18 protein-coding genes and 1 pseudogene are annotated in these 17,819 nt (G+C 41.7%); 6 read left to right on the forward strand and 13 right to left on the reverse strand.

Annotation, left to right across the window (positions count from 1 at the left end; all coding sequences use genetic code 11):
* Nucleotides 1-698: 698 nt before the first annotated feature.
* Nucleotides 699-1,502, reverse strand: coding sequence for a hypothetical protein (locus ACU6U9_RS04485; RefSeq protein ID WP_446733865.1), 804 nt, complete (start codon nucleotides 1,500-1,502; stop codon nucleotides 699-701).
* Nucleotides 1,503-1,692: 190 nt separating this feature from the next.
* Here ACU6U9_RS04485 and ACU6U9_RS04490 point away from each other — a divergent pair, with 190 nt between their 5' ends.
* Nucleotides 1,693-3,501: a S1 family peptidase gene (locus ACU6U9_RS04490; protein ID WP_446733866.1), complete on the forward strand. Its 1,809-nt coding sequence runs from the start codon at nucleotides 1,693-1,695 to the stop codon at nucleotides 3,499-3,501.
* Here the strand turns inward: ACU6U9_RS04490 and ACU6U9_RS04495 are convergent.
* From ACU6U9_RS04495 to ACU6U9_RS04505, 3 genes are all read right to left on the reverse strand, one after another.
* On the reverse strand, nucleotides 3,488-4,228 hold the full coding sequence (locus tag ACU6U9_RS04495) for a spermidine synthase (RefSeq protein WP_446733867.1): 741 nt from the start codon (nucleotides 4,226-4,228) through the stop codon (nucleotides 3,488-3,490). The two genes, ACU6U9_RS04490 and ACU6U9_RS04495, sit on opposite strands and share 14 nt — an antisense overlap.
* A 202-nt stretch (nucleotides 4,229-4,430) precedes the next feature.
* Entirely contained in the window at nucleotides 4,431-4,619 is a 189-nt protein-coding gene (locus tag ACU6U9_RS04500; RefSeq protein ID WP_446733868.1) for a (2Fe-2S)-binding protein, read from the reverse strand.
* A gap of 90 nt (nucleotides 4,620-4,709) precedes the next feature.
* Nucleotides 4,710-5,267, reverse strand: coding sequence for a PepSY domain-containing protein (locus tag ACU6U9_RS04505; RefSeq protein ID WP_446733869.1), 558 nt, complete (start codon nucleotides 5,265-5,267; stop codon nucleotides 4,710-4,712).
* Nucleotides 5,268-5,712: 445 nt separating this feature from the next.
* Here ACU6U9_RS04505 and ACU6U9_RS04510 point away from each other — a divergent pair, with 445 nt between their 5' ends.
* The gene (locus tag ACU6U9_RS04510; RefSeq protein ID WP_446733870.1) at nucleotides 5,713-6,522 is read left to right on the forward strand and encodes an SDR family NAD(P)-dependent oxidoreductase; all 810 of its coding nucleotides are present in this window, start codon (nucleotides 5,713-5,715) and stop codon (nucleotides 6,520-6,522) included.
* Nucleotides 6,523-6,574: 52 nt separating this feature from the next.
* Here ACU6U9_RS04510 and ACU6U9_RS04515 read toward each other — a convergent pair whose 3' ends face one another.
* Entirely contained in the window at nucleotides 6,575-7,231 is a 657-nt protein-coding gene (locus ACU6U9_RS04515; protein WP_446733871.1) for a hypothetical protein, read from the reverse strand.
* Between the two features lie 82 nt (nucleotides 7,232-7,313).
* Between ACU6U9_RS04515 and ACU6U9_RS04520 the strand changes: the two genes are divergently transcribed.
* Nucleotides 7,314-8,267 (forward strand): RluA family pseudouridine synthase, encoded by a 954-nt coding sequence (locus ACU6U9_RS04520; RefSeq protein WP_446733872.1) that lies wholly within the window; start codon nucleotides 7,314-7,316, stop codon nucleotides 8,265-8,267.
* Nucleotides 8,268-8,308: 41 nt separating this feature from the next.
* Here ACU6U9_RS04520 and ACU6U9_RS04525 read toward each other — a convergent pair whose 3' ends face one another.
* Together ACU6U9_RS04525 and ACU6U9_RS04530 are read right to left on the reverse strand one after the other, a co-directional pair.
* Nucleotides 8,309-8,491 carry a LysR substrate-binding domain-containing protein gene (locus tag ACU6U9_RS04525; RefSeq protein WP_446733873.1) on the reverse strand — a complete coding sequence of 61 codons (183 nt, stop codon included), beginning with the start codon at nucleotides 8,489-8,491 and terminating at the stop codon, nucleotides 8,309-8,311.
* A complete protein-coding gene (locus ACU6U9_RS04530; RefSeq protein ID WP_446733874.1) occupies nucleotides 8,478-9,188 on the reverse strand; it encodes a LysR family transcriptional regulator in 711 nt (236 codons plus the stop codon). The genes ACU6U9_RS04525 and ACU6U9_RS04530 overlap by 14 nt, the downstream gene beginning before the upstream one ends.
* 162 nt (nucleotides 9,189-9,350) lie before the next feature.
* Between ACU6U9_RS04530 and ACU6U9_RS04535 the strand changes: the two are divergent.
* A pseudogene (locus ACU6U9_RS04535) lies at nucleotides 9,351-10,482 on the forward strand (S-(hydroxymethyl)glutathione dehydrogenase/class III alcohol dehydrogenase).
* Between the two features lie 62 nt (nucleotides 10,483-10,544).
* Nucleotides 10,545-11,387: an S-formylglutathione hydrolase gene (fghA, locus tag ACU6U9_RS04540; protein ID WP_446733875.1), complete on the forward strand. Its 843-nt coding sequence runs from the start codon at nucleotides 10,545-10,547 to the stop codon at nucleotides 11,385-11,387.
* 76 nt (nucleotides 11,388-11,463) lie between these two features.
* Here the strand turns inward: fghA and ACU6U9_RS04545 are convergent, their stop codons facing one another.
* The 4 genes from ACU6U9_RS04545 to ACU6U9_RS04560 form a co-directional block, all read right to left on the reverse strand.
* Nucleotides 11,464-11,976 carry an AAA family ATPase gene (locus ACU6U9_RS04545; protein ID WP_446733876.1) on the reverse strand — a complete coding sequence of 171 codons (513 nt, stop codon included), beginning with the start codon at nucleotides 11,974-11,976 and terminating at the stop codon, nucleotides 11,464-11,466.
* Between the two features lie 173 nt (nucleotides 11,977-12,149).
* Entirely contained in the window at nucleotides 12,150-13,280 is a 1,131-nt protein-coding gene (locus ACU6U9_RS04550; protein ID WP_446733877.1) for a fatty acid desaturase family protein, read from the reverse strand.
* Between the two features lie 15 nt (nucleotides 13,281-13,295).
* Complete coding sequence (locus ACU6U9_RS04555) at nucleotides 13,296-14,411, reverse strand: flavin reductase family protein (protein WP_446733878.1); 1,116 nt, start codon at nucleotides 14,409-14,411, stop codon at nucleotides 13,296-13,298.
* A 279-nt stretch (nucleotides 14,412-14,690) separates the two neighbouring features.
* A complete protein-coding gene (locus ACU6U9_RS04560) occupies nucleotides 14,691-15,263 on the reverse strand; it encodes a hypothetical protein (RefSeq protein WP_446733879.1) in 573 nt (190 codons plus the stop codon).
* 113 nt (nucleotides 15,264-15,376) lie between these two features.
* Between ACU6U9_RS04560 and ACU6U9_RS04565 the strand changes: the two genes are divergently transcribed.
* Nucleotides 15,377-16,312, forward strand: a complete 936-nt coding sequence (locus ACU6U9_RS04565) for an NAD(P)-dependent alcohol dehydrogenase (protein WP_446733880.1) — start codon at nucleotides 15,377-15,379, stop codon at nucleotides 16,310-16,312.
* Nucleotides 16,313-16,430: 118 nt separating this feature from the next.
* On the opposite strand, the gene ACU6U9_RS04570 is transcribed toward ACU6U9_RS04565, so the two are convergent.
* Both ACU6U9_RS04570 and ACU6U9_RS04575 read right to left on the reverse strand, forming a co-directional pair.
* Nucleotides 16,431-17,162 carry an MBL fold metallo-hydrolase gene (locus tag ACU6U9_RS04570; protein WP_446733881.1) on the reverse strand — a complete coding sequence of 244 codons (732 nt, stop codon included), beginning with the start codon at nucleotides 17,160-17,162 and terminating at the stop codon, nucleotides 16,431-16,433.
* Nucleotides 17,163-17,170: 8 nt separating this feature from the next.
* Nucleotides 17,171-17,791 (reverse strand): hypothetical protein, encoded by a 621-nt coding sequence (locus tag ACU6U9_RS04575; RefSeq protein WP_446733882.1) that lies wholly within the window; start codon nucleotides 17,789-17,791, stop codon nucleotides 17,171-17,173.
* Between the last annotated feature and the right edge of the window lie 28 nt (nucleotides 17,792-17,819).

Below are 17,819 nucleotides of genomic sequence, written 5' to 3' on the forward strand. Positions count from 1 at the left end.
TAATTTAATATATCTAGATTCAGTTTTTCACGTATAAATATTTATAGGGATACTATGGTTTTTTTACAGGTTTAGTTTTTCTAATATCTTTCCATTAATTTTTATATATAAAAATAAAGTATCAGATTTTAAAGGTTTTAAAATCTGATACTTTATCTTAGTCGAAAAGTTTATAGGGATGTTTATTTATAATATAAGTTAGTGTATTTTTTATTTTCAACACTATTTTAGTATTAAATTAGAACTTTCGATAATATTTTTATTAAAAAATAGGATTTATTTATAATTAATCGATTGTGGGTGTTAAAATATTTGGTAGAAATGTATAAAATTAATTGCAGGATAGTAATTATGGTTAGACTATTAATCTTTATTTCCAATGATTTATAGTTAACAAATAAAAACATGGAATAAGTTTACAAGGGAAGGCTGCCAGTTTAATTTTTAAAAGTTAATAAAATAATTATTAGGTAAGAATGCGGTATTTATACCTATATTTATAGAAAGTGTCCTTATTACTACGGCTATTTCAAGCTTAGTGTTGTTAATAGTATTTTATAATATTTCTATGAGTAGACCATATTACTGGTTGTCGGCGATCAATTCAGTAGATGGTGTTAATTTTAACTAGTCAGCAGTTAAGTAGTATAAGTGATGGCAGTTAATCGAGACCACTGACCTTATAGGCTTTCCTTAATTTAAGCCGCAGCATCATCTTCGGCGTCATCATCGTTAGCCGCGTCGCCGTCCGCACCATCATCAGCCGCTGCAACATCTGGTGAGAACTTCGTCCATAAAAACTCATTGGGTTGCTGTGCAATTAAATGTAGGTTACCTTCGCCATCGATTAAAGCGAATCCGTCTGTGGGTGAGTCTACTGGCTGGTTAAATTCAGCGCATAGTTTACGTTCTATGCTGAGGGTTAAAAAATTATCGTTAAACGATGTTAGTTTGCCTTTCCACTGGCAGCCTGTGGCACTGTTGCTGCCTTGTAGGCCGCCCTCATCGTTAATGTATAAAATGGAGTCTGTGGTTGTCCATGTGCCGCGTACACGTTTTAGAGTCATGTTTGATGCACGGCCAGCATCCAGTTCAAGCGTGGCACTGCCAGATCGGGTGCTGCCATCAAAATTCAGAAATAAGCTTTGGTCTGACGCAAATAATGCATCCACTTCAATACGATTACTCGTGCGTGCTCCCACGTAAAAATTATTATCAGTATCAGGCGCAGCATAGGTGAAAATGGTGGTGTCAAGCAGCGCACTGTCATTTTCTAACACTTCATAAGAGCCAATATGGGCTTCATCTTCTCGCAATATAAAAACTTGATCTTCATAAAATAATACCGACGTGGTGAGCACTTCCGTGACACCTTGTTCTTCAGTTTCGCCCAGCCATAAACCGTTTAATTCTTCTGGGCCACTTGAGCTGCTGTCATCGAGTGCGCCGCACCCGGTGATATAGGCAAATACGACGATTAGGGAATATTTTAAAACGGCCATGTTCATATCCAATCAATACCTTTAATAAGCATAGCACTGGTTTTTTTCTTGTGGCATTTGATTACTAAGTAATGTTTATGGCTTTTATTAGAACAGATTGTCATACGGTGGAATGAAAACACACTTCTATACTGATTAAACGTGCTAGTCGTTTCGAGAGGGAACTCTCCTATCAGCAGAAGGTTTAGCTATGAAAAAGATGTTAGCTTGTTGTTTTTTATTCCCAATGGTTTTAATGAGTGCCTTTTCTTGGTCCAGTGCGACGCTTGTAGAGGGCAGTGAGAATCGCATTATTGGTGGTGTCGACAGCAGTGAGGCGTATCCTTGGATGGTCTCCATTCAACGGGGTTCGCATTTTTGTGGCGGGGTATTGATTGCCAAAGATTGGGTGTTAACGGCAGCCCATTGTCTTGATGATAAAATGGCAGAAGAATTAACATTATATATTGGCTTAGAAAGTTTATCGTTTGCCGCTGGTGGCGATATTCGTAAGGCCGATTGGATCTTACTGCATCCTGATTATAACGACAGCCTGTATTACAGTGATTTAGCTCTTATTAAACTGAATCAAAGTGCGACCAAAACCCCTATCGATATTCTTAGCCGAGCAGATACCTTAGCACTGCAACAAAATGAACAACTGCGCATTTTAGGTTGGGGTGTGACGGATTCGGGATCGACATCAAGAGTGTTACAAGAAGTAGATGTCAGCTATCAGCGTGACGCTATTTGTAATAGCACTTACCCCATCAATAGTATTGGTGATTACTGGGATCGCAGTTTCTGCGCGGGTGAAGTCAGTGGTGGCAAAGATTCCTGTCAAGGTGATAGCGGCGGCCCCATTTTAGTTAAAGCGAATAACGAATGGGCATTGTCAGGATTGGTAAGCTGGGGCAGTGGTTGTGCAGAGCCCGGTTTATACGGTGTTTACACTGAAGTCTCTGCCATGGTGGATTGGATTGAACAAAGACAAAATGGCGTGACGTTATTAGGTGAAGGCAAAATTGGATTTATGGGACGCGGTAGAGACAAGCCTCAAACCTTTACTGTGTTTAATACATCGCAAGAAGCAGAAGCTATTAAGCAAAAATCGGTTAACAATATATATTTCGATATTGATGATGCTGACTGGTTATTAGGTGATTCTGTTCCTGCAGGTTATGCCTGTGAATTTAAAGTAAACGCTCAAGCCGATATTATAGGGGAGCATTTTGCGCAATTGGAATTAGAGTTGGCTGATTATAATGTCACTCACGATTTAAATTCAAAAGTACTAGATTCTATTTCGGCACCGGCACTGGATACGCAATGGGAGTTCTTTAGCGGTACATCTAAAAACACAGAGCATGGTGCATCGTGGTACCAGCAAACCGATGCACAGCAGGGCGCTGTTATGAAGTCAGGTAATGCTTCATTAGGCGGCCGCTCAGTATTGCTCACATATCTTAATGGCCCAGTGGGTGATGAAACCCAATATTTGAAGTTTGAATCACAGGTTGTCAACGGTGGCAGTAATTATTTGGGCGTGTATGTTAATGAGAAAACCCCAACCATAATTAATAATCAAAACTGGTCGACCTATACGGTTACGTTAGAGCAGGGTATTAATCATGTGATGTTTATTTATTTTCAATCTCTTGTTTCATTAGGCTATGTGCAACTTAATAATTTAAGGGTGTGCTCAGACCGATTTAATGAGTCTACTTGCTCAAGCGCCAGTGGCTTTTATAACACAGATGATTTAGCCAGTGTTGATGATCCTGCTGTGTCCGATACTTGGCAATCTGTATGCTCAGCCTTGGATTACAGTAATAATGCCATGGTTTATGCTAACCGAGTGTCGAGTGATATTGTATTCAAAAGTGAAGAGGATCGTTTGTCGGGTAGTAAAGTAACAGGCGGCATTATCGAATCTCGACAGGGTGGTGGTGTCTTTAACGCTTGGTTAGCCTTACTGAGTTTATTGATAATGTTTGGCTTTAATATTAAACGGCAGTAATTTGCTTTAGCCGTTTAATGTAATAATTAAGAGAGAACCCTAGTTTTTTGGCTAGGGTTTTTGTATGAGCCGGTAATAAAAAGTCGTCGAGAGGGTAAGATTTACCTGCATAAATAATTAAGTTGCCACCACCACTATTGCACGTATAAATACAATTAAAATCATCATGCAATTGTTGAAGAATGTCACTGTTTAAATCATGGTCTAGCCAATAATTGAGTACAAACCAGCCGTTTTCTGATACTCGTTTTGCGCAATTTTTCAAGAAATCACGCTGCATTTGAACATCGTCTATACCATTATGGTGATACAGGTCTGCTACCAATATATCAAAACACCCTTGCGCTTCTTCCATGTATGATGCCGCATCTTCGTTGACGATGTTTAGTCGTGTTTCATTTTTAGGCAATGCAAAGTAACGATGTGCGATTCTGACAACATCCGCTCTTAATTCGATGGCGGTAATATGGGCTTGCTCGCAGCTATTGAGAAACGAATAAACCAGTGTGCCGCCGCCTAATCCTAAAACCGCTACCGTTTTTGGCTGGCAAAATAGCAGAGAGAGCATGATGGCCCGCGTGTATTCGTGTTGTGGAATATGAGGCTCATTCTTTACTTGGCAGCTTTGCTCGTGTTCATTACCAAACGTCAGATAGCGTTTAGCGCCATCATCGAGTACTTCGATGGTGCCGAGCGCATCAATGGTTTTATGAATGGATTTTAGCATTTAGGTGATTTGCCCCTCTTTGGGCAGATTAGGTGTAGTCGTTACGTGACTGAGCCAATTGAGCTTTAAAATACGTAATGGCTGAATATCGCCATGTTATAGAACTCTACGTGTGAATTAAAGGTTGGTATTGGAGGTGGGAGCGGGTGAGCAGGCATAAAAAAACCGCCATTGGCGGTTTAGTGATGAGACTTAAATCAGACTAAGCGACTTGTGCATCATAGAATGCACACTCTTGACTGGTCTTGATCATCTCTTTACAGGTGTTACCGCATTGACCGCAGTCACTGGCAACGCCAAGTTGCTCGCGCAAAGCCTTATAATCAGCGCCTTCATCGATGGCTTGCTGAACTTGGCGCTCTGTAATTCCTTTGCAAAGGCACACATACATAGTGATGAACCCATTAAATTTGTCTATGGGTCTAATAGTAGTGTGAATGAGATGGATTATCAATAGCATTATGCAATAAATCTTATTTAGCTAACTAAGACTAAACATTGCGGCTAGCAGTAAGACCCCAGCTGAGAGCCCAAGGTAGGTTGTAAGCCTATATTTAGGCATGCCTAGTCCCATTAGGACGCCACTGATAAGAATAACTAATAGACTCACCGCCATGAGGGCTGCGTACAGTTTGAACGCCGCGCCACCTTTTGCTTTATGTAATTGAACAAACTGGCGATAAACCGAGGCCCTAGCCACTTCTAATTTGGCTAGGTCGCTGCCTTTATCTGAGCTTAATGTGATGTCTGATTCACGACCTGCCCATTGTAAAACATGACTGTGGTCTGTGGATTTGAGCTTTGCAGCCCCGCTTGGGTAGGCATGATTCTGCTTATCAAGCTCTTGCTGGGTGTAGTTAATTAAGCTTCCTAGGTCACTTTTCAACGGTTCTGCTAAGGGCATTTTATAGGTTTGCTTGTCATAACCGCCTTTTACACCCCAAGTATAAAAGCCACCGGTGATGGCAAACATAGCGATGGCAGGCAGCAATATGGCCGCTAGAATCAAATGCAAATTGATGAGTTGGGTGCGCTTCATAAATACCTTTAATACTCTAAATTTGATGATGCGTTATTGTGACGCGGTGAAACTTAACACAACCTTAAAGACGCTTTTATGAATCAGATCAGTGTTGGATCAAATCAGTGGCAATAGGTTTGTAAATAAGTCGTTTCGATTCGAATGCCATACCGTCATGTTTTAAATACACATTGTGATTAGTTAAGCACTGATTAAGAAGACGACTCCATATTGATTAAGCTGGCGATGGCTTGATTTAATTTGAACGTTAGTCAAATTTAAGTAGATGATCGTGCTGATGTAGTGATGTTAGAGCCTGTGTGTGGTCGGTTTATTCCTACGACATGATGTGAATACCTAATTGTGCTGGCTTAATTCGCATAAGAAGTTGTCTTAAGAAGACACCACATATTCTTAGTATCTTGTTAAGCTAGCATGACAAAAAATAATAAGTAATTTAAAAATGATGAAATTTAAAACAGTGGTAATTACCGGTGGTTCAAGTGGTATCGGGTTAGATTTAGCAAAAGCCTATGTTGAGCAAGGTTGCGATGTCGCTTTGTTGGCTCGTAACCAAGATAAGTTAGATGCAGCCGTTCAGGCTTGTCAGATACTTGCTAAAACAGCGGATCAAAAAATAAGAGCATACAGTGTTGATGTTGCGGATGCTCAAGCGTTGTCATGCTGTGTGGCGACAATTAAGCAAGACTTGTCTACGCCTGACTTGTTGATCTTAAGTGCAGGTATTGTGGCCAGTGAGCGATTTATCGAACAAAGTGATGCGGGGTTTGAGCGTATTATGCAAACCAATGTAATGGGTAGCCGCTTAGTGGTGCGTGCGTTTATTAACGATATGATGGCACAAAAGCGCGGTCAAATTTGTTTTGTCAGTTCCCTAGGTGGAATCATTTCAACGTATGGTTATAGTGCTTACAGCGCTTCTAAATTTGCAGTGATTGGAATGGCGGGTGCGTTACGTCAAGAGGTGCATGAATACGGTGTGGGTGTCAGTGTATTGTGTCCACCCGAAGTAGATACACCAATGGTGGCGAAAGAGAGCGAGCATATCTTGCCGCAAACTCGCTTTATTAAAGACATTGGTGGCACGTTAAATGTGAAAACCGTGACTAAGTCTGCAGTTAAAGGCATTAATAAAAACCAATTTATTATTGTGCCTGGACTCATGGCCAAATTATCGTATGCGCAAGCGCGCTTTATGCCCAGAGTGTTTGGTTGGTTTATGCAATTAATGGTGAAATTTTCGAGTAAATAATTTTGTATTTTATTCATACAAAAAAGGCATACTCAGTATGCCTTTTTTGTTTTTAATTTTTCGCAGGCGCTTGCCAGTCATAGTAAGCTGAATAAAAGTAGACTGCGATTAAGAGCGCCAGCCACCATTCAATGGCGTTGACAATGTCATCGCCACTGTCGAGTGCCTTAAAGGTTAATGCAACGGCGATCATGATGCCTTGCACGCCCACCGTTACCCACTTTATTTTTAGTGAAATCGATTTCAGTGTCGGTTTGATTTCTTTGCGTGAACATAAAGCAAGATGCAGTGCCTGAGCTACGAATGTCACAAGAAAAAACAAAATTGCTCCTGCCACATGAACATCCCAGTTGATGGCGTCTCTTGGGGGGATCAACACTGCCGTGGCCACAATCAATAATATGGCACCGATCACACCAAGAATGGTGCTAGCGGGGTTTAACCAGCTAGTGCTGATGGATTTTAATTGCTTAAAGCTCACCGCCCACCACATAATGAAAAATGCACAGGCCATAATCATACCGCCACGAAACACGTAACCTTCTGGACTATAAATGCCAGCATCAGTAATGTTTAGACAACCTTGAAAGAAAGGGTTACAACTTTCTACTTTGGGATGATCAAATTGCAAAGCAATAAGATAGCTGACCAAAATAGTACCCTGACTAAGAATCAAACAAGTAAGAGCTAATAGCGGTTTTAAACCCATAAAACACCTCTTTTAATATATGCGCTGATGTTAGCACTATAATGCTTTATTATGACTTTTTCTAATTTTGTAAGGCCTAATCTTGGACGCCCATTTCAGCATGATCGTTAACCAACAACAGCAAGAGACAGGCTTATTAGCGTGTCTGTTGCCGTGTATTCCTTATTTAAGTGTAGAGCAATGGCAGCAATTGCTAGGAAAAGGCTTAATAAAATTAGATGGCCTAGTGGTGAATCAAGATTGTGCGATTAGCCAAGGGCAGGTGATTGATTACACAGTGCCTGATTATCAAGAAGATGAAGTGGATACAAATTGGACACTGCTTTGGCAAAATGAACAGATTGCAGCGGTACATAAACCTGCCAATTTACCGGTGAGCCGCACCACGCGTAATGTGTACAACACACTTATTCAATTGTTGCGCCGTGAAAGCCCATGGCCAGATGCACACTTGTTACACCGCTTAGATTTAGAAACATCGGGCATACTATTAATTGCCCAAGATAACGAACAAGCAAAGTATTACCAGCCAAAGCTTGCGCAATTAATGCAACGCAAAAAATATCGCGCCATTATTCATGGTGAACCAAGTTGGCAAACGCGACAGCACCAGAGTTATTTGAATACCTTAAAAGACAGTGCAATACGTTGCCAGATGCATAGCGTCGCGCAAGGCCAAGGCAAGTTAAGTGAAACCCATTTTACGGTATTAAAAAGCACTAATGGTTTTAGCTTGGTTGAATGTGAGTTATTAACCGGGCGCAAACATCAAATTCGCGCTCACCTATCTGAGTTAGGCCACCCAATTGTCGGTGATAAAATCTACAGCAATGACGGTGCGTTTTATTTAAAACGTTTGGACGATAATCTAGCGCAGGCGGATTATGATACGTTATTAACCGAGCACCACTTGTTACACGCTTACGAAATTCAGTTGCACAATATGTGGCAAGAGAATGCGCCTAATATCATTATTCATGACGAAACATATTCAGATGAATGGCTGGCCTTTGTTGAAAAAGTAGGGCTTGCATAACATTAGAATGTATTCACATCACAAGTCGTATTCCCTTAGTATTAATGAGTGGTATCTAAATGCTGTTGCAGGTAATCCACCAATTGCCGAATCTTCGCGGATAAATGTCGATTATTTGGGTACACCGCCCAAATATTCTCTTGTTTGACTTTATATTGTGTCAACACCTCGATTAATTGTGACTGCTTTAAGTATTGGTCTACGTAGTAGTTAGGCAGTTGCATCAATGCCGATGCCTTTTAGCGCAGCGTCCACCAAACCATAGCCACTGTTACAGCTTAAATTACCGGTGACTTTTATGGTTCTTTCCTTTTTGTTGTCGGCAAATCGCCAATAACTGTGTTGTCCCATTAAACAATTGTGCTGGCTAAGTTCGGTGAGTGAATGGGGCGTGCCGTGGTGCTGCAAATATTCAGGGGAGGCGCACACGCGATAATCACGCTGGCTAATGGGTTTGGCCATTAAGCTTGAATCTTTTAACTTGCCTAGGCGTATCGCTAGGTCGTAGCCGCCTTCAACCAAATCAAGTTGTTGATTGGTTAAATTAGAGGTGACTTCGATGGCGGGGTGTTGGCGCATGAAATCATGAATCAGCGGTAATATGTAAGTTTCACCATACATCACAGGTGCTGTGAGCTTAATACTGCCTTGTGGCGTGTCTTTTAAATTGCCCAGTGCACGTTCGGCATCTTTAAGGTCGTTTAATACTTGGCGACAGTGTCGGCTGTAAATCTCGCCTTCTGCGGTCAGCGATACTTTGCGTGTGGTACGGTAAAGCAATTTACTGTCTAGACGCTGCTCTAGTTGGGATACTTGTCGGCTCACTTGTGCAACAGATACATCAAGCTTGGCGGCAGCCAGTGTAAAGCTGCCCAGTTCAGCTACGGTGACAAATTCCGATACGCCTTCCCAAATACGCATGATTATTACCTATATGTAAAAGTATTTTAATTTTAAAGGTGATTATCTTTATATGAGAAGTAATTACAATGATATTGAATCAAACATGAATAAATAGACAGGTATAAGCCTGTGAGCTGTACTGAGTGGCAGACACAGGTTTCTTCATAAAACGGAGTTCATATGACAGATACATTCATCAAATCAAAAGCCGCCATTGCGTGGGGCCCTAAGCAGCCTTTAAGCATTGAAGAAGTAGACGTAATGATGCCTCGTAAAGGCGAGGTGCTGGTTAAAATCATTGCCACAGGCGTATGCCATACCGATGCGTTTACGCTGTCAGGCGAAGACCCTGAAGGTGTGTTCCCTGCGATTCTGGGCCATGAAGGCGGCGGAGTGGTTGAAGCGTTAGGCGAAGGCGTAACCAGTGTGGCCATTGGCGATCACGTGATTCCGCTTTACACCCCAGAGTGTGGCGAATGTAAATTCTGCCAATCAGGTAAAACCAATCTTTGTCAGCAAATACGTGAAACCCAAGGTAAAGGTTTAATGCCAGATGGCACCACACGTTTTTACAAAGACGGTGAGCCGATCTATCACTATATGGGCACGTCGACATTTTCTGAATATACCGTCCTACCTGAAATTTCATTAGCCAAAGTGAACAAAGCGGCACCACTTGAAGAAGTCTGTTTGCTAGGCTGTGGTGTGACCACCGGCATGGGCGCAGTGATGAATACTGCAAAAGTTCAAAAGGGCGATACCGTTGCCATATTTGGTTTGGGCGGTATTGGCTTGTCAGCCATTATTGGTGCCACCATGGCAAGGGGCGTCACGCATCATTGGTATTGATATTAACGAAAGTAAATATGAATTAGCCAAACAGCTTGGTGCGACCGATTGCATTAACCCAAACGATTTTGATAAGCCGATTCAAGACGTCATTGTTGAAATGACCGAAGGCGGGGTGGATTTCTCATTTGAGTGTATTGGTAATGTCGATGTCATGCGTTCTGCCCTTGAGTGCTGTCATAAAGGTTGGGGTGAGTCGGTGATTATTGGTGTGGCCGGTGCCGGACAAGAAATTTCGACCAGACCGTTCCAATTGGTGACGGGGCGTGTATGGCGCGGCAGTGCATTCGGTGGCGTAAAAGGGCGCAGTGAATTGCCTGGCATTGTTGAAAAATACTTAGCAGGTGAATTTAAATTGAATGACTTTATTACCCATACTATGGGTCTTGAAGACATCAACGAAGCCTTTGACTTAATGCACGAAGGCAAAAGCATTCGTTCTGTGATTCATTACAATAAATAAATTGCGGGCCAAGCCTGATGCTGAGCATCAGGCGCATTTTATTTTCTCAAAGTGAGAACACAATGAGCTTAGAAAATATTAACAGTACAAAAAGTTTTGATGGCTGGCATAAGCAATACAGTCATTTATCTAAAAGCAATAACTGCACAATGCGCTTTGCGATTTTTTTACCGCCGCAAACGGCCACGGGTGAAAAAGTGCCGGTATTGTATTGGTTGTCGGGATTAACCTGCACCGATGAAAACTTCATGCAAAAAGCAGGTGCGTTTGCTGAGGCGGCAAAACTTGGTATTGCGATTGTAGCACCTGATACCAGCCCGCGTGGTGAGGGTGTGGCCGATGATAAAGACGCCAGTTACGATTTTGGTTTAGGTGCTGGGTTTTATGTGAACGCCACGCAAGCGCCATTTAATCAACATTATCAAATGTACGATTATGTAGTGAATGAATTGCCTGAATTAATTGAGGCTAATTTTCCGGTGACTCAGCAACGTGCTATTAGCGGCCATTCTATGGGAGGCCATGGTGCGCTGAGCATTGCGTTAAAAAATACGGATCGTTATTCGTCTGTGTCGGCGTTTAGTCCAATTGCGAACCCTATTAATTGCCCTTGGGGGCAAAAAGCCTTAAGTGGTTATTTAGGTGATAACCAGCAAGATTGGTTGCAATATGACAGCAGCGAATTGATGAAGCAAAGTGATGGTAAGCAATTGCCTGCGCTGGTGGATCAAGGGGATGCGGATAACTTTTTACAAGAACAGCTCAAACCCGAAACGCTACAAGCGGCTGCGGATGTGAGCGCGTATCCGTTAACGCTGCGGATGCAAGCGGGTTATGATCATAGTTATTATTTTATTAGCAGTTTTATCGCAGAGCATTTGCGTTTTCACCGCCAGTATTTTTAATCACTCGATTTTAAGCCCCAAGGCTGAGTCCTGCTAAGTGAGTGCGTAATAGTTTCATGGCTTAGCACGGACGCAGTTATGGTGCTATTTGAGTCGTGCCATTTTCAAAAACAGGCTTGTGTTTGTATAAATGCTTACAGCCACGAAAGTCATTAAATAGTGTTTTATGAGCACTGAGTGAAAACGTATCGTCTCGTTGCTGGTATTGTTTTATCCAATCTAATAGCATGGGTAAATTAGCATCTTGCGCGGCTTTACTGGCATATTTATGCGGCTCCCACGGTCTTTTTTTTGCGTTCTCTATGCAATCTTCAACTGATAAATTCATGAAATACATTTCGCTGCACTGATCTAATGTCAGTTCAATTAAATCGCTGTAGCAGCCTTCTATCACCCAGGTTGAATTATTGGCCATGAAGTCGTTCATTAATGACTTTGATAGCTCAATTGGGTTTCGTGAGGGGGGTTGTGTGTCTTGCCAAGCCAAAGTGTCTAAGTCTAAGTGAGCTAGATTATGTGTCGTACTTAAATGTTGAGCGAGTGTGGACTTTCCTGAACCGGAATTACCAAAAATGACGATGCGTTTCATAGTCGCTCCTTAAGTAAAAAAAGAATAGGATAGATCCATTTACAACTTAAGGCCAGTGATAGACGTGATGGATTAAAGTCAAATTGTGAAATGGTCAGCGAAAAACTTATTATCAATAATGTCGACCAGCACAATTGTGCAGGCCGAATTACTTTAGTGTTTAAATTGTCAGATTAAACGATTGCACTGGTACGCGGCTGAGTCGGAAAGCTATATCGAATAATACGGCGAACAACACTAAAATATTGCTTAAAGAAACCAGCACTATTATAGGGAATATTGTACTTTTTACAGACTTTTCGAACTTCTTTTGCCATAGCAGGGTAGTGCCTAGCCGGAACATCTGGGAATAAATGGTGTTCCATTTGGCAACTTAAGTGGCCAGTCATAATGTGAAAAAAACGGCCACCTTCAAGATTAGATGATCCTAATACTTGGCGATAAAACCACTGCCCCTGCGTTTCGTTTTGGCAGTCTGATGCTTTAAATGTGTGTATATCTTCTGTGAAATGACCACAAAAAATAATGGTGTTGGTCCATACATCTCTTAATAGGTTAGCGACAAAATTCCCCGCTAATACTTGTAAAAAAACAGGGAAGCATATTAACGGGTAGAACACGTAATCTTTAAACAACTGGCGAGCGGCTTTATTAAAAAAGGCGAATTTTAATTGCTCACGTGTAATTGGCAGTTTACTGGTTTTACGAGGTTTACCCATAAAAATGCGCTCGCCTGCTAATTCGTGATAGGCGATGCCCCATTGGAAATTAAAGCAAAGTGCGATGTAGGTGAAAAATTGCCAGATATTTTTTGGTTTCCAGCGAGTATCATCGCTTAAACGCAATAGCCCATAACCAAAGTCTCGGTCTTTACCGATGATGTTGGTATAAGTATGGTGTTCATGGTTGTGGTAGCGTTTCCATGACTCGCTATCGCCCGCATTATCCCATTCAAAATTTCGACTGTTTATATTTGGGTCATTCATCCAGTCATATTGACCATGCATGATGTTGTGGCCAATTTCCATATTGTCTAATATTTTGGCAGTGGCCAGTGCTAATACGCCTAAAATCCAATAAGCAGGGTGTAAAAAACCAAGCACTAACAATATTCGCCCGCTGAATTCGCTAAAACGCTGTACACGAATAACTGTGCGAATGTATTTTGCATCCGCTTTACCGACTTTGGTCATGGTACGTTCGCGTATGTCGTTTAGTTCTTGTGCAAACAAATCAAGTTCATCAGAAGTTGGGTGTTCATTATTTAAATATTGTGTGTCTATCGCATTGGCTTGCATGTTCATGTTTGTCTCCTTTATTTATAAGTCCAAAACGACATCGTTGACCGGCACGTTAATACACAGCTGAATTTCTTCTGCACCAGTATCACTATAGGTTTTTGTTTTGGTGTTATAAACAACGCCACTTTTCTTCTGACAAATACATTGATGGCAAACCCCTATGCCACATCCGCTGACGGGGTGTATTTGGTTGGCTTGCGCTAACTCAAGTAAGGTTTGATTGTTTGAGCCACTGTCTATTTGCTTATTTGAATGACTAAATAAAATCAAACTGTTTTCGGTTTGAATATCCGTTAAAGGCTCTGGGCCAAAAAATTCATAATGTATATGACTTGTACTGACGTTTAAGTTGCTTAAGATTTTTCGACTCAGCGTAATCATTGGGCTTGGGCCGCATATATAAAAATGAGTATGACCGTTTAGTTGCTCGGCCAAACTAATATGGGCTGCACTGACGTTGCCCGTTAATTCGCTATCCATCAGTTGTAATTGAAAAAGTGGATGCTGTTTGGAGAGTTGTTCAAACTCTTGTTTAAACAAAAAGTGATCTGCACTGCGAGCGTAATAAAGTAGGGTGATCTCTTGTTGAGCATTATTATTAGATGCTTGCAAACCGAGTTGTTGAAGCATGGCTCGAAAGGGTGTGATGCCACTACCACCTGCAATCATGCAAACTGATGCATATTTAGGATTTAGCGTAAATTCCCCCATGGCATGTGAAATATTGACAACGCTGCCTGTGTTTAGCGCAGTGGGGAGCCAAGGTGTGATTCGGCCTTTGTTTTGAATGCGGATGGTTAATTCAATTAACCCTGTGCGAGCATAATATGCAGGACTAGACGAAATACTGAAGTAGCGGCTGACCCATGCGCCGTTTTTTTCGACGGTTAATTCGATGTATTGGCCTGCTTTAAACTCTTGCAATTGCGCGCTTGGCTTAATCACTAAGCTAAATGTATCTGCATTCTCATGGCGAATACTATGAACCTTGCTACGAACTTTATCTGCACGCCAGCTAGGCAGCATGATTTGGATCACGGGCTCGAAGTAGGCCCCAAAACTCGTGTGATTGGTGAGGCTGCTGATAAACCAATGCCAGGCTTTAGATGTTCTGCTTATTGTGGGGGTGTTCATAAATCCCTCCTAAATATTTCAGTAAACAAGTGTATGCTGAAATATTTGTAAGGTAAACTATTTTATTGGGTTATAGGTGTTATAAAGGTTCATGGTCGGCCTATTTTGGGAACAGTTGTTTATTAAAACCTGTGATTTGTTGTTTTTATACCGTTATCCTTATTTAGGTTGTTGATATTTGAAAATCAAAGAAGTTGATACCAGTAGAAGGGGGGGGGGAGGGAGATAATGCTTGACCCGCATCTGTTTGATTTAAGCATATGCCGAGTCAAATCTGGGTTACTGTGGTTGCTCTAGTAAGGTGTAAAGCACCATTGCGAGCTGTTTGGCGAGTTGATCAGCAGGGACTTTAAGATTGGATGAGGTAATGCAATAGCCCTCAATGAAGGGGAGTAAAATAGCGACGGCATGATTAATAGATTGTGTTTCACATTTTGCGGGTGCCATTTTTTTTAACGCATCAAATAACAGTTGGTGAAGTTTCGTGTAGTAATCGTCGATGGCTTTTTTTACGCCCTGGTTGCGCTCTGCAATGGCCCATATCTCTTTGAAGACCATGGCGCATTCACTTTTTTCAATATCGTTTAATATGCCCAGTGTTAAGTGATGCAGTTTTTCTTTTGAATTCAGTTTGTCAGGTAACGCAAGAGTGCGCATTGAATCTGCGTACTCTAATAGAAAGCCTTCTAGCAGTGCCGCTAATAATAATTCCTTTGTTTTAAAATAGTACTGTACGTTGCTTAGTCTCATGTCAGCGGTTTCAGCGACTTTTCTCATAGACAGCCCTTGATCACCTGATGCCTTCAAGATGGTCATGGCGCAACGCAATATATGCTCTATTTTCTGGTTCATCGGTCTCGTACAGATAGCTTGCTTAGAGGGCAATATATAGACGTTGACATCTTAGGTCAATTGACCTACATTATTTTAGGTCGAGTGACCTAAAATAATGTAGGAGCAATGTTATGAAAGGCTTAGTAGTTGATAGTAATAAGAGATTTGTATTGAAAGACGATTTAACGCGTCCCGTGCCTGATAAAGATGAAATTCTGGTTAAAGTACACAGCGCATCGGTGAATCCATTTGATGCAGAAAGTGCGCAAGGGCGTTTTGATGCGTATTTTACTGAATATGGCGTTGATAAAGCGGTGCAATCCGGATTGGAATTTTCAGGTGTGGTGGAATCAGATGGCAAGCGCTTTAAGCGTGGTGATCAAGTATTTGGTTATGTAAATATGATAACAGGCTGGAAGAGTCATGCAGAATTCATTGCCATTAATGAAGACTTCCTTGCGTTGATGCCTGCTAATTTATCCTTTTCTCAGGCGGCGGCTTTACCTTTGGGGGCATTAACTACCTTGGTTGCTTTGCAGGATTTAGGTCACCTTAAAAGTGGAATGAGAATATTAATAAATGGTGCTGCGGGTGGCTTAGGCATACAGGGTATTCAAATAGCCAAGCTGCTTGGCGCTCATGTGACGGCGATTGCAGGCAGTTTGCAGGCCGAATATTTACACTCTTATGGTGCTGATGACGTTTACGATTATAACCAAGTGGGTATCGATGAACTTGCTGGCATTAATGTGAAAGGTTTCGATGTTATTTTAGATCTAACCAATAAACAAAAACTTGAAAATATGAAACAGCTGTTGTCACCCAGCGGTGTTTTTATTCCGGCTGAACCAAGTGAGCACAATGGTGGTGAATCCGAAGATCCGCAAGTGGGTTACTTGATGGTCATGCAAGGGGACTATGAAAAGTTAACAAGAATCTCTAACTGGGTCGCAGAGGGTAAGTTGAAGCCTGTGGTTGATAAAGAATTTCACTTCTCAGATTATCTAGCGGCACTGTCGCGTTTAGAAGAAAAAGGTCGTCGTGGCCGAATTGTGATGAACTGGTAATCTCAAATTGTAGTTATTGAGACTCAACCTAACCGTTATCTGTACTTTTTGGTAACGGCTAGATTGTTTTGAACGTTTTAATACTCGCTGAATTTTGCTTTCGGTTATTTGTCACTGTTTAATCAGAAGCGACGCCCACGTGCAACTTTTCAAACCAATCGAAAAACTTTTGTACATCATCACCTTTGAATAAGCGGCCGTGTTGGGGTGCCATGATTTCGATGTCTAGGTGTTTTACGCGTTCTAACCAGTGTTGCTTTGCCTTATCTGAAGGCATCCAGCGTTCATGAAAATAACGCATTTTGTCAACGTGGCTATCAAAATCTTCTACGAACAGAGACGTGCCAGGTGGCTCAAGTGCTGCGCCAATATCGCCACTGAATAGAATTTTAGATTTAGAGTCATAAACATGAAAATTGCCTGAGCTATGTAAATAGTGAGCCGGTATAAACTCTAGATCAACATTGTTAAGTGTAAGGTGGCCGCCTTCATCATCTATGGCATTGTATTGTATTTTGTCCATGCCAAAGTGGCGAATAAAGCCCTCCCATAACCAAGATGCATGCAATGTTGCATCGGGCAGTACTTGGTCCCACATACCCAGTGAAGAAATGATATCTGGATCTTGATGGCTAGCAAATAAATCGGTGATATGGTCAATATCAACGTACTTTAAAACCGATGCCAGCATGGTTGAAAATATTTCAATACCACCAGGGTCCAATAGAATGCTGCGGTCGCCATCGACAATCATATATTGGTTCGTGTCGATGATCTTTTCGGGCTTTTCTGGATCTCGCCCAAAAACATACCATTGATGGCCGTTGTCATAAATTTTAAGTGCGTCCATGCTGAGCCCTAATGTTTTTTAATTTTAAATTGCGTTAATTGATTTTGACTTGATGTAATGTGGTGCTTGATATCGTTGCTAAGGCCGTCAATGGTGTGGGCCATATGCTCAAGTAATGGCTGAAACTCGCCCGTTTGTGTGGCCTCTAGACGGAAGGTAACGGCAACAACACTACTTGATTGCATGTATTGGCGTATATCAATTAATTGCCCGCTTAGTTGTGAAAGTTGAAGCTGCATATCCTTGCTTAAGCGATCAAGACTGGACTCACTTTCTTCTACCGCTTTGTTTAGTTGCGAGGTTCTATCTTGATCCATTTTACTTTTGGTGTGGTTAACATAAGATAAAAACGAATTGGTGCGCCACTGGCGTACTGAGTTTTGCGAGATGGTAATGGCGCATTGATTGATTGTGCTAGACAAGTTGATGGTTTTACCCGCAAGTTCATCGAAATAATCGCTGATGACTTTTAGGCCTGCGGCTTGGGCTCCGGCGCGCAAAACCATCGCACGAGAATTTTTTGCAGCCAGCGCCATGCGCTTTGCAATGATGCTGGCTCGGTAGAGGTGGCCCGATATAGTGGCGGCTGCAGCCGTTTGAGACGCTATATTTGATGTGTCTCTGGTCACGATGAGCCTCTAGTTGTATTTAAGCCAT

The organism is Pseudomonas sp. HK3 (assembly GCF_052920985.1).